10 protein-coding genes are annotated in these 11,255 nt (G+C 72.1%); 4 read left to right on the top strand and 6 right to left on the bottom strand.

The window, feature by feature from the left end:
- Positions 1 to 1,604, bottom strand: a 1,604-nt coding sequence (locus ABZY31_RS28630) for a HAMP domain-containing protein (RefSeq protein ID WP_356415903.1), incomplete at its 3' end; no start/stop codon positions are given.
- A gap of 251 nt (positions 1,605 to 1,855) precedes the next feature.
- Here ABZY31_RS28630 and ABZY31_RS28625 point away from each other — a divergent pair.
- Positions 1,856 to 2,266, top strand: a complete 411-nt coding sequence (locus ABZY31_RS28625; protein ID WP_356415900.1) for a RidA family protein — start codon at positions 1,856 to 1,858, stop codon at positions 2,264 to 2,266.
- A gap of 8 nt (positions 2,267 to 2,274) precedes the next feature.
- On the opposite strand, the gene ABZY31_RS28620 is transcribed toward ABZY31_RS28625, so the two are convergent.
- Positions 2,275 to 4,257 carry an amino acid transporter gene (locus tag ABZY31_RS28620; protein ID WP_356415898.1) on the bottom strand — a complete coding sequence of 661 codons (1,983 nt, stop codon included), beginning with the start codon at positions 4,255 to 4,257 and terminating at the stop codon, positions 2,275 to 2,277.
- A gap of 471 nt (positions 4,258 to 4,728) precedes the next feature.
- On the opposite strand from ABZY31_RS28620, the gene ABZY31_RS28615 reads away from it, so the two are divergent.
- Complete coding sequence (locus tag ABZY31_RS28615) at positions 4,729 to 4,968, top strand: chaplin (protein ID WP_356415895.1); 240 nt, start codon at positions 4,729 to 4,731, stop codon at positions 4,966 to 4,968.
- Positions 4,969 to 5,140: 172 nt separating this feature from the next.
- On the opposite strand, the gene ABZY31_RS28610 is transcribed toward ABZY31_RS28615, so the two are convergent.
- Both ABZY31_RS28610 and ABZY31_RS28605 read right to left on the bottom strand, forming a co-directional pair.
- Positions 5,141 to 5,371, bottom strand: a complete 231-nt coding sequence (locus tag ABZY31_RS28610; protein WP_356415893.1) for a DUF5133 domain-containing protein — start codon at positions 5,369 to 5,371, stop codon at positions 5,141 to 5,143.
- A 234-nt stretch (positions 5,372 to 5,605) separates the two neighbouring features.
- On the bottom strand, positions 5,606 to 7,831 hold the full coding sequence (locus tag ABZY31_RS28605; RefSeq protein ID WP_356415891.1) for an NB-ARC domain-containing protein: 2,226 nt from the start codon (positions 7,829 to 7,831) through the stop codon (positions 5,606 to 5,608).
- 154 nt (positions 7,832 to 7,985) lie between these two features.
- Here ABZY31_RS28605 and ABZY31_RS28600 point away from each other — a divergent pair, with 154 nt between their 5' ends.
- Positions 7,986 to 8,411, top strand: coding sequence for a hypothetical protein (locus ABZY31_RS28600; protein ID WP_356415889.1), 426 nt, complete (start codon positions 7,986 to 7,988; stop codon positions 8,409 to 8,411).
- 38 nt (positions 8,412 to 8,449) lie between these two features.
- On the opposite strand, the gene ABZY31_RS28595 is transcribed toward ABZY31_RS28600, so the two are convergent.
- The gene (locus ABZY31_RS28595) at positions 8,450 to 9,664 is read right to left on the bottom strand and encodes an MFS transporter (RefSeq protein ID WP_356415886.1); all 1,215 of its coding nucleotides are present in this window, start codon (positions 9,662 to 9,664) and stop codon (positions 8,450 to 8,452) included.
- Between the two features lie 55 nt (positions 9,665 to 9,719).
- Here ABZY31_RS28595 and ABZY31_RS28590 point away from each other — a divergent pair, with 55 nt between their 5' ends.
- Positions 9,720 to 10,718, top strand: a complete 999-nt coding sequence (locus ABZY31_RS28590) for an ArsR family transcriptional regulator (protein WP_356415883.1) — start codon at positions 9,720 to 9,722, stop codon at positions 10,716 to 10,718.
- Positions 10,719 to 10,959: 241 nt separating this feature from the next.
- On the opposite strand, the gene ABZY31_RS28585 is transcribed toward ABZY31_RS28590, so the two are convergent.
- Positions 10,960 to 11,163, bottom strand: coding sequence for a cold-shock protein (locus tag ABZY31_RS28585; RefSeq protein WP_356415880.1), 204 nt, complete (start codon positions 11,161 to 11,163; stop codon positions 10,960 to 10,962).
- Between the last annotated feature and the right edge of the window lie 92 nt (positions 11,164 to 11,255).

Raw genomic sequence — 11,255 nt, 5'->3', positions numbered from 1 at the left:
CGGGCGACGCGGGTGACCTCGTCGGCGAAGGCGGACAGCGTGTCCACCATCGTGTTGATGACCCCGGCGAGCGCGGCGACCTCGCCCTTCGCCTCCACCGTGATCTTCTGCGACAGGTCGCCCCTGGCCACGGCCGTCGCCACCTGGGCGATGGACCGCACCTGCCCGGTCAGGTTCGACGCCATGACGTTGACGTTGTCGGTCAGGTCCTTCCAGGTGCCCGACACCCCGCGCACCGTCGCCTGGCCGCCCAGGTTGCCCTCGGTGCCGACCTCGCGGGCGACGCGGGTGACCTCGTCCGCGAAGGCCGAGAGCTGGTCGACCATCGTGTTGATGGTGTCCTTGAGCTCCAGGATCTCGCCGCGTGCGTCCACCCGGATCTTCTGCGACAGGTCGCCCTGCGCCACCGCCGTGGTGACCTCGGCGATCGAGCGCACCTGCGCCGTCAGGTTGTCGGCCATGAAGTTCACCGAGTCGGTCAGGTCCCGCCAGGTGCCGGAAACGCCCTTCACGTCGGCCTGGCCGCCGAGCCGGCCGTCCGTACCGACCTCGCGGGCGACGCGGGTGACCTCGTCGGCGAAGGCCGAGAGCTGGTCGACCATCGTGTTGATGGTGGTCTTGAGCTCCAGGATCTCGCCGCGTGCGTCCACCCGGACCTTCTGCGAGAGGTCGCCGCGCGCGACCGCGGTCGCCACCTGCGCGATGGAGCGCACCTGGGAGGTGAGGTTCCCGGCCATGAAGTTCACCGAGTCGGTCAGGTCCCGCCAGGTGCCGGAGACGCCCTTCACGTCGGCCTGGCCGCCGAGGATGCCCTCGGTGCCGACCTCGCGGGCCATGCGGGTCACCTCTCCCGCGAAGGCGGAGAGCTGGTCGACCATCGTGTTGATGGTGTTCTTCAGCTCCAGGATCTCGCCCCGGGCGTCCACGTCGATCTTCTGCGACAGGTCGCCCTTGGCGACCGCCGTCGTCACCTGGGCGATGTTGCGGACCTGGTCGGTGAGGTTTCCGGCCATGAAGTTCACGGAGTCGGTGAGGTCCCGCCACACTCCGGCGACGCCCGGTACCTCGGCCTGTCCGCCGAGGCGGCCCTCGCTGCCCACCTCCCGGGCCACACGGGTGACCTCGTCGGCGAAGGAGGAGAGCTGGTCGACCATCGTGTTGACGGTGTCCTTCAGCTCCAGGATCTCGCCCCGCGCGGCGACGTCGATCTTCTGCGACAGGTCGCCCCGGGCCACCGCGGTCGCGACCTGGGCGATGTCACGGACCTGCGTGGTGAGGTTTCCGGCCATCGCGTTCACCGAGTCCGTGAGGTCGGCCCACGTGCCCGACACCCCGGGCACCTCGGCCTGACCGCCGAGCGTCCCCTCGGTGCCGACCTCGCGGGCGACCCGGGTGACCTCCGAGGTGAACAGCGACAGCTGGTCCACCATCCCGTTGAAGACCGTCGCGATCTCACCGAGGAGCCCGTCCGCCGCATCGGGCAGCCGGGTGCCGAAGTCGCCGTCGCGCACCGCCGTCAGTCCGGCGAGCAGCTGCCGCAGCTCGGATTCCCCCACCGCGCCCGGCGCCACAGCACCCGCACGAGCAACCGCCGGCTTGGCCATATCCCTGCCCCATCTCCTCAACTCAACCCAAGGCCCGCCCTCACCTGAGGTGTGCCGGAACCAAGTGCACCACACCCGAAACCGCGCCCCCGGTACGCCCCCGGTCTGCCCGGGGGCCGACGGCCGGGAGAGGGCGCCGGGAGCCGGGGCCCGGGCCCGCCATCAGCCCGTTCGGCTCCGGTTGCCGGGGAGCGCTTGCCGGCGGGGAAATTGCGGTGCGGGCCGGCGCCACGTCGGTCAGACTCACCGACATGGCTGAGAAGATCACCCGCGTCAACCCCGAGCAGCTCCACGAGACGCCCGGCTACCACCACATCACGGTGGTGGAGGCAGGACGTACGGCCTACCTGGCGGGCCAGTGCCCGCTCGACCGCAACGGCGACCTCGTCGGTTCCGGTTCCCTCGAAGCACAGGCCGACCAGGTCGTCGCGAACGCGCTCACCGCGCTGGCGGCGGTGCGTGCCCGGCCGCAGCACGTGGTGCGGTCCGTGATCTACGTACGGAGCGACGACAGGGACGACCTCGCAGCCGTGTGGCGGCGGCTCACCGAGTCCGCCCTGGGCCCGGCGTTCACCACCGCCAGCACCCTCCTGGGCGTGGCCCAGCTGGGCTTTTCCGGACAGCTCGTCGAGGTGGACCTCACCGTGGCACTGCCCGACTGACGCCGGGGTCAGCCGCCCACGTGGATTCCGGGGCGGCGGGCCGGGTCGGGTTCGTGGCTGCGGATGATCTCGCGGGTCACCGGGGCGGTGTCGCCGCGGCCGAGGAGGAAGTACCGGACCATGTGGACCAGCGGGCTGCCCTCGGCCCAGGCGAAGTAGCAGTGCGGCTGGACGTCGGTGGCGTCGCGCAGGGCCAGCAGGATGGCGGCGATGGCGTTCGGGGCCGCCGGCGCGTCGGCGCGCAGTACCCGGTATCCGTCGACTTCGACGCCGTGGACGCTGAGGGTGTCACTGAAGTCGGAGGGGTCGATCACGTCGATCTCCAGGAACAGCACGTCGGCTGCGCCGGGCACCGGATTGACGCCGCGCTGTTCGCGTTCCTTGCCGCCGTACTCGTCGACGTCACCGGTCTGGCGGCGGTTGGCGATGATGTTGATGGCGTTGTCGTGGGCGAGGGTGTCGTCGATGAACCGGCGGGCGGCGTCGTCGAAGACGATGCGGTCGGCGCGCAGCTCCGTGGTGCGTGAGACCCGGGAGATCAGCGACACGATGATGATCCCGGCGATGAAGAACCCGGAGATGACGATGCCGTCGGGCTTGTCGACGATGTTGGCGACCAGGGCGTAGAGCAGCACCGCGGTGAGCAGGGCGAAGCCGACGGTGGTGGCGCGGCGGCGGTGGCGCGCGACGGAGACGGTGACGGCGAAGGCGCCGGAGACCATCATGGCCAGGACGCCGGTGGCGTAGGCGCCGGCCTGTTCGTCGACGTCTGCGTTGAAGGCGATGGTGATGAGGACGCACAGGGCGGTGTAGACGATCACGACGGGGCGTACTGCGCGCCCCCACTCGGGAGCCATGCCGTAGTCGGGCAGGTAGCGGGGGACGATGTTGACGAGCCCGGCCATGGCGGAGGCACCGGCGAACCACAGGATCAGGATGGTGCTGATGTCGTAGACCGTGCCGAACGCCTCTCCCACCTGTTCGTGGGCCAGGTAGGCCAGTGCGCGGCCGTTGGCGCCGCCGCCGGGCTCGAACTCCTTGTGCGGGACGAGGACGGTGGTGACGAAGCTCGCCGCCAGCAGGTAGACGCTCATGATCAGGGCCGCGGTGGTCAGCAGGAGCCGGGCGTTGCGGACGCGGGAGCGGAGCTGCTGCTCGGGATCGGCGCCTTCGGCGGCGATGAGCGGCATCATGCTCACGCCGGTCTCGAAGCCCGACAGGCCGAGGACCAGGAGCGGGAATGCCAGCAGGGCCGGGCCCATCAGGTGGCCGATCCCTCCCCCGCCGTCGGCGAGGGCGTCCGTCCAGGCGGACCAGGCTCCGGGGGTGGTGAAGACGTGGACCAGGCCGACGCCGATGACGACGGCGTTGAGCACGAGGAAGACCACGACCAGGGGGATGGCCACGCTGACGGCTTCGCTGAACCCGAGCAGGAACACCCCTCCCAGGACCAGCAGCAGCGTCACCGTGAGCGCGACCTCGTGGCCGTGCAGCGCGGGAGGGAAGAAGGGGTTCTCGACCACGTGCACGGAGGCGTCAGCCGTGGACAAGGTGATCGTGATGATCCACGAGGTGGCGACGAAGCCGAGCAGGACCAGCACGAACAGCTTGCCCCACCAGAACGGCAGCAGGTCCTCCAGCATCGCCACGGAACCGGCACCGTGGGGGCTCTCCTTCGCCACCCGCCGGTACATGGGCAGCATCCCCAGCAGGGTCAGGGCCACGATCAGCAGCGTCGCCAGGGGCGAAACCGCTCCGGCGGCCAGCGCGGCGATCGCGGGGACGTAGGCGAGGCTGGAGAAGTAGTCCACTCCGGTCAGGCACATCACCTTCCACCACGCGTGCGGGACGGCGTGCCCCTCGCCCGCGGCGGGTCCCACCGGCTGGACCCGGTGCCGCAGCATCCACTGCGCGACCTTGCCCGTGGGCTGCGGCCGCGTCGCGGGGCTGTCCACCACCTCCGGCATCCCCGCCCTGTCCACTTCGTTCATGTCCCCCATCGACCTCTCCCGACCTTCCTCAGCTCCTGCACGACGGCCATCGGCTGAGGGCCTCGCAACGATCAACGAGTATGGGGCTGCCGCCACCGCGGCCCGCACCGGACAGGCCGACTCCACCACCCGCTCCGCCCGTGTGCCCCGCGCACCGTCCGCCACCCCCGGGGGCCTGCATACCTCAACGACCCGCGCGCAGCAGGCAACTCGGCAGCGGGGAGCGCGCCATGAGCCTCCCTGGCCCCGCGTGCGGAAGACGCGGCCCGGGCTTTCGACGGACCGCCCCCGGAAAAACCTTTACGCATCCTTAACGGCGGATCGGGCGGAGAAACCCCCCATGGCCATGCGGGAGGTACACCCGTGCGGTCGGCAGACGAAACCGTTACCCGACCCTCCGGGCAGTCGTTACGCAGGTCAGGGCTCTGGCCCGGCAGGACCCCCACCCCAACATGTTCGAGGAGATACGTCATGTCCGCAGTGAAGAAGAGCTTCGCCATCGCCGCGACCGCGGCCACCGTCATGATGGGCGGCGCCGGCATGGCTGCCGCCGACGCCGGCGCCGAGGGCGCGGCCATCGGCTCGCCCGGTGTCCTGTCCGGCAACCTGGCCCAGGTCCCGGTCCACGTTCCCGTCAACGTGTGCGGCAACAGCGTCAACGTCGTCGGCGTCCTGAACCCCGCCTTCGGCAACGTTTGCGTCAACGACTGACGCTCGGTCCCCCGGGCGAAGCGCGCACCAGCGGCTTTCCCAGCTCCGCGAGACCGTGAGCGCGGCAAAACCGGACTCCTCCCCGGCCGTCCCGCTCACTCAGGCGCCCGCCCCGGCACTCCGGGGCGGGCGCCCCTCGTTGCGCGGGCACGGCGTTCAGGTGCTCGCCGTCTCAGGTGGAGGCGAGTACGGAGTCGTCGAGCGGACCCGTACCGGGCAGGCGGTGGCGAGCGGCTATCAGGGCGGCGTGGACGTCCGCGGTGCCGGTGGCCACGCACAGGGCTCGCTCCACGCTTTCGAGCTCCTTGCGCACGGGCGAGTCGTCTCCTGCCGCATCGAGTACGGACAGCGCCCAGTAGCGGTCGACGAGGCCGGGAAGCACGGCCGGGTGAGCCATCAGCATGGGGGTGCCTTTCGCCAGCGGATCCATCAGGTGGTGATCATCGACTCGTCGACTGCCCCGCCCGTCGCGGTTCAAGCGCACAGGAGCCTGCGAACGGTTCCGGGGTCCGGACGTCGGCCGGCGAGCCGGGGGGAGGGGTCAGGCGTGGGCGTCCTCCACGACGACGCGCCGCACCGTCCGCAGCGTACGGCTCGGCCGTCGCCACCGAGGTGCCCGGACGCGCAAGGGCGGCGGTCAGGCGATCGGCGGTTCCCGGGAGTCGGTGCTCAGGGCGGCCTCGACCCGGTCCAGTGCCGTCCGGACGGGCCGTAGGTCCGGTACGCCCGCCTCCGTGAAGTGGTCGAGCGCGCTGAGCAGCCGCTGCCGGGCGGTGGCGAGGTCGCCGGTTCCCTCCGCGGCCTGGCCCCAGGCCATCATGACGACCGCGCGGTACTGACGGGAGCCGGAGTCCTCCATGACGGCCCAGGCGGCCCGGGCCAGTTCGAGCGCCTCGTCGGCGCGTCCCGCGCGGGTCAGTGCTTCCGCGAGGTACACGCGGCTCATCGCCAGCACGGGAGGGTCGGACAACCCGGCAGCCAGTTCCACGGACCGTTCCAGCGCGTCGACCGCCGGACCGATGTGACCGGCGGCTTGGTGTGCCGAGCCCAGGAGCCTCTGGGCCAGGGCTTCGCTACGGACCTGCCCCGCCCGGCGGTCGAGCGCCGCTGCCCGGCCCAGCGTCTCGATCGCCTCGTCGTACCGTCCCGAGGCGCGTGCGGCGATCCCCAGGAGCTGGAGCGCGGCCGACTCGGCCGGCTCGTGCCCGGCGGCCCGCGCCGCCTCCAGCGCGGCCCGGCCGTCGGCGCGGGCTTCCTCCCGGCGGCGCAGATTGTGGAAGGCGAGTCCGCGCCGGTGGTACATCCGGGACTTCGCTGCCGGGTCACCGCACCGGTCCGCGGCCGCGATGCCCATGCCGTAGGCGGCGATCCAGTCCGGAAAGTGTTTGCGGTACAGGAACAGTGACCACATGGCCTCGCACAGCTGCCAGATCAGCTGGTCGAGTTCATGCCCGTGCTCGCGCTCGCGCTCGCGCTCGTGCTCGTGGGCGTGCTCGGCGCGATCGCTCGCCGCCCGCAACACCGCCATGATGTTGGGGAGTTCGTCCTCCAAGGTGTCCAGCGTCTCGCCCGCGGATGCCGAGACGGTTTCCGTCCGCCCCTCGCGCACATAGGCCGGTCCCACGTGCCATTCGCCGGGCATCACCGCCCGGTCGACCGCGACCGCCACCCGCAGGTACTGCCCCAGGATGCACTCCAGGACGGCGCGGGCCTCCGCGTCGCCGCCCTCTTCCGCCGCACGCTCCCTCGCGTGCAGCCTGACCAGGTCGTGAAAGCGGTAGCGGTCGACCCCCATGTCCTCCAGCACGCTGGCGTCCACCAGCGCTTCCAATACGTCGGAGGTTTCATCGGGGGGCAGTTCCACCACCGCGGCGGCCGTAGCCGGCCCGAAGTCCCGGCCGGGGTGCAGTGAGAGGCGCCGGTATGCCCGTGCCTGCGCCGGAGACAGCCCGCGGAAGGAGAGATCGAAGACGCTCGTCACGGACATCCCCTCGTCCACCGACAGAGCAGCCAGCCGCCGCTGCTCGTCGGCCAGTTCCCGCACCATGCGCCCGACCGGCCAGCGCGGGCGTGCCGCCAGCCGCGCCCCGGCCGCGCGCAGGGCGAGGGGCAGCCCGGCGCACAACCCGGCCAGGTCCGAGAGCTGCTGTGCCTCGGCCTCCTCCACGGTCCTGCCCACGGCGCGTTCGAGCAGTTCCACCGCGTGGTCCTGCGTGAGGGACGCGACCTCCACCAGGGTCCCGCCGCGGGCCAGTATCCCGGCCAGCCGCAGGCGGCTCGTGACGACGACCATGCCGCCGGCGGATCCCGGCATCAGAGCAGCCACTTGCGCGGCGGAGGTCACGTTGTCCAGCAGGATCAGCAGCCGTGACCGTGCGGTCAACGACCGGAACAACGAGCCCTGTTCCTCGACGGTGATCGGCATCTCGTCCGGTGCGACGCCCAGTGCCCGCAGGAATCCGCCCAGCACCTGGGTCACCTCCACCGGCTGTTCCGGACGGAAACCGCCGAGGTCCGCGTACAGCTGGCCGTCCGCGAACCGGTCTGCCCGCAACCCGGCCCAGGTCGAGGCCAGCGCCGTCTTGCCCGCCCCGCCGGGACCGCTGAGCAGCACCAGCGCGGGAGCGCCGTTGCCCTGCGATGCGTCCCATGCCCTGTCGAGCAGACCGACCTCGGAGGTCCGGTTGGTGAAGTGCACCGGAACCGGGGGCAGTTGCATGGGCACGAGGCGCGGGGGCGGCTGGTGATGGACGTGCACACCACCGTGGATCGTGCCGGCCTGCACACTCGTGCCGAACGAACCGCCGGAGATCGCATTGCTCACTGCGGCGCCGGTCGCTCCGGTGACATGCAGGTCGTGCACGCTTGCGTCCTCTCGCCGCGCGGGTGTGGGCAAGGGGAAGCGTACGCACCCCCCGGACGAGGCAGCACGCCCAAGAGCGGCCCGGCCCCTCTCCCCGGATCGCGCGTAAAATCACCGCCTGACGGACCGCCAACGACGTACGAAAGTAGACAACATGGACCCGATTACGGCATCAGCGCTTGCGGCACTGGCCGGTTCGCTCGGGGGTGAGGCCGGGCGCCAGACGTGGCAGGGGCTCACGGCCCTGCTGCGGCGGCAGTTCCGGCGCGGTCCGGCGGAGGGTGCGGCAGCGGACGGGTTGCCCGGGATCAGTACGGGCGAGGCGGAAGCGGCCGCCTTGGAACACGCCCCCGACGACCCCGGGCGGGCTCAGGCGCTGGCGACGGCTCTGGGCGTACGAGCGGCCCTGGACGCCGAGTTCGGCGAACTGCTCCAGGAGTGGTGGAGCCGCGCGCAGGCCGCTCCGGGCGATGCGGTGCACAACACCATCAGCGGCGGGACCTTCAACGGGCCGACCCTGCAGGGCCGGGACCTCACCTTTACCGTGAACCACGCTCCCGGGGCCACCCCCGGCGCATGACGGCGCGGCGGCGCGACCGGCGCGGTCTCGGTCGGTGATCACGGGGCGAGATGGCGGGCGAGGGCGCCCGTCGCCAGGAGGGCGATGAAGGCGCAGACGGCCGGCCAGCCGAAGGCGGTGTAGGCCCGGACGCCGAGCCAGGAGCCGGCGGTGCCGCCCAGGTAGGCGCAGGTCATGTAGGCGGTGGTGAGCCTGCCGCGGGAGTCGGGGCGCAGCGCGTACACCCGTGACACGTTGGCCAGCGTGCCGGACTGCAGGGCGATGTCCAGTACGAGGGTGCCTGCGGTGAGGGCGATCAGCCCCCGCGTGCCGCCCAGGGTGCCCGCCGCGAGGATCGCGGCGGCGGCGAGGACGCCGAGCAGGGACAGCAGGTTGACGGGCCCGGGTCCCCGGCGGTCCACCAGGCGCCCGGCGAACGGCGTGCACACCATGGTGGCCGCGCCGACCAGAGCGAGCAGCCCGACGGCTTCGGCGCCGTAGCCGTAGACCGGCCCGGTCAGCAGCAGCGCCAGGCAGGTCCACGCGGCGGAGAACCCGCCGAAGACGGCGGCCTGGTAGAGGCAGGAGCGGCGCAGTTCCGGCTCGGCACCCAGCAGACGCACCGGTTCGGCGAGGAGCGCGAGGTACGAGCGCCGGGTGGCGGGGGCGGCCGGAGTGGTGGACGGCACCGCGTACGCCATGACGGCCGCCAGGACCAGCGCCGTGGCGGCGGCCAGCAGGTAGGGGGCCCGCCAGCCCAGCCACTCGCCGAGCGTTCCGCTGAAGGTACGGGCCAGCAGCATGCCGGCGGTCGAGCCGCTGAGCAGCGTACCCAGGACCTCCCCCTGCCGGTCGGGGGCGACGAGACCGGCGGCCAGCGGGCTGATGATCTGCGCGGCCACGGTGGTGAGCCCGACCAGGGCGCTCGCCGCCGCGAGCGGCGGGAGGCCGGGGGCGCAGCCGGCGGCCAGCAGGGCGAGACCGCTGAGCGAGAGCACGGTGACGAGGAGCGGCCGGTGGCGGACCCGGTCGCCGAGCGGTACCAGCAGCACCATCCCGGCGGTGTAGCCCAGTTGGGTGGCGGTGACGACCAGGGCGGCCCGGTCCGCCGGAACGTCCAGTCCGGCGGCGATCAGCGGGCCGATCGCCTGCGGGAAGTAGAGGTTGCCCACGGCCACGGCGCAGGCCAGGGCCAGGAGGGCCACGAGCCGGCGGCTCATTCCGGCGCCGCCGCTCGCGGGGCCCGTGCGCGGAGCGCGGGTGGGGGAGGTCATGGGGGAATTCCAGGGCACGGACGCCGGGCGGCCAATCGATGTAGCGTACGGCTTAATGATCAGCTTCGAGCTCGGCGTCGAGGACCTCGCCGACACGCGTTTCGCGGTGTCGCCGCTCAGTGAGACGGTGGTCAGCCTTCGGGTGCTGCGCGATCCGGGTCTGTCGGCCGTGCACTTGCCGTGGCGCAGATCCGTGCTGGGCGCCCTGGACGGCCTGGATACGGGGCTGTTGTTGTCCCTGGTGGCGGTGCGGCTCACGCTGCCCGACTTCCTGACACCCCGGCCGACGGCCTTCGCCCCCTCCTTCGCGGACGAGTTGGCGCTCGCCCGCCGGACGCCGCCCGCGCTGGTCCGCCGGGACCTGTTGGCAGCGCACGCACCGGGCCGGGTGCCGGAGCTGCTGGCCGTCGTCGAGACCGACGACGACGTGGCCGTGGCCGCCCTGCGCGACCGGGTCTGCGATCTGCTCCTGCGCTACTGGGAGATCGCCGTGGCGCCGTTGTGGCCGCAGGTGCGGCTCGTGGTGGAGGCCGACATGACCTACCGGGCGAGGCGGTTGGCGATGGGCGGGGCGCGGCTGCTGTTCGCCGACATGCACCCGAGCCTTCGCTGGCAGGACGGGGTCCTCTACATCGACAAGATGATCGGCCGGCACCGGGTCAGGGCCGCCGGGCGGGGGCTGCTCCTGGTGCCCTCGGTCTTCGCGCACAAGCCCGCGCCCCCGGTCAGCGCGGAGGAGGCGCCGTCCCTGATCTACCCGAGCCGCGGGGTGGCAACGCTGTGGCATCCGGTGCCGGACGGGGGCCCGGGTGCGGCGCGGGACGCGTCGGCCCTCGTACCCCTGCTCGGCGCCCCGAGGGCGCGGCTGCTACGGCTGCTGGAGGAGCCGCGGGCCACGGCGGAACTGGCGCGCCTGCTACGGGTCACTCCGAGCGCCGTGTCGCAGCACCTGCGGGTGCTCTTCGCCGCCGGGTTGGTCACCCGGGCCCGGCAGGGGCGGCAGGTGCTGTACCGCCGCAGCTCCCTCGGGGACGGGCTCGCGGCGGTGGAGTGAGCCGGCATCAGCCGGTAGGCATCAAGAACGATGCCGGCCGTGACGGCCCGGCTCACCGGTCGCCAGGAGGACGAGTGCCAGGCCCAGGGGCAGCAGGAACATCAGCAGAATGGTCATGCCGCCGCTCCTGCCCCGGCTTGGGCGGTTGATGCCACACCGGAGGCCGGGGAAGGCGGAGGGGCCCGGGAACACGGTGTTGTCCGGGGCCCCTCGTCCGGGGCCCCTCGGGCGGTGGTGACCGCTACTCGGCGGTGATGTTCTGCGCTTCGAGGCCCTTCTGTCCCTGGACGACGTCGAAGGAGACGTGCTGGCCTTCGATGAGTTCGCGGAAGCCGCTGGAAGCAATGTTGGAATAGTGGGCGAAGACGTCCGGGCCGCCTCCGTCCTGCTCGATGAAGCCGAAGCCCTTCTCCGAGTTGAACCACTTCACTGTGCCGGTAGCCATGCGCCCTCCAGAAAGACACCACGTCGGTCCCCCGCAGCTTCACGCCCGGCCCGCGCGTCCACCAAGCATCCGCGCCCGCGTCGCCGACCACT

The organism is Streptomyces sp. NPDC006529, from assembly GCF_040611795.1.
Classification (GTDB): domain Bacteria; phylum Actinomycetota; class Actinomycetes; order Streptomycetales; family Streptomycetaceae; genus Streptomyces.
Note: the sequence above shows the minus strand (reverse complement) of the source record. Positions and strands in the feature narration are given on the sequence as shown.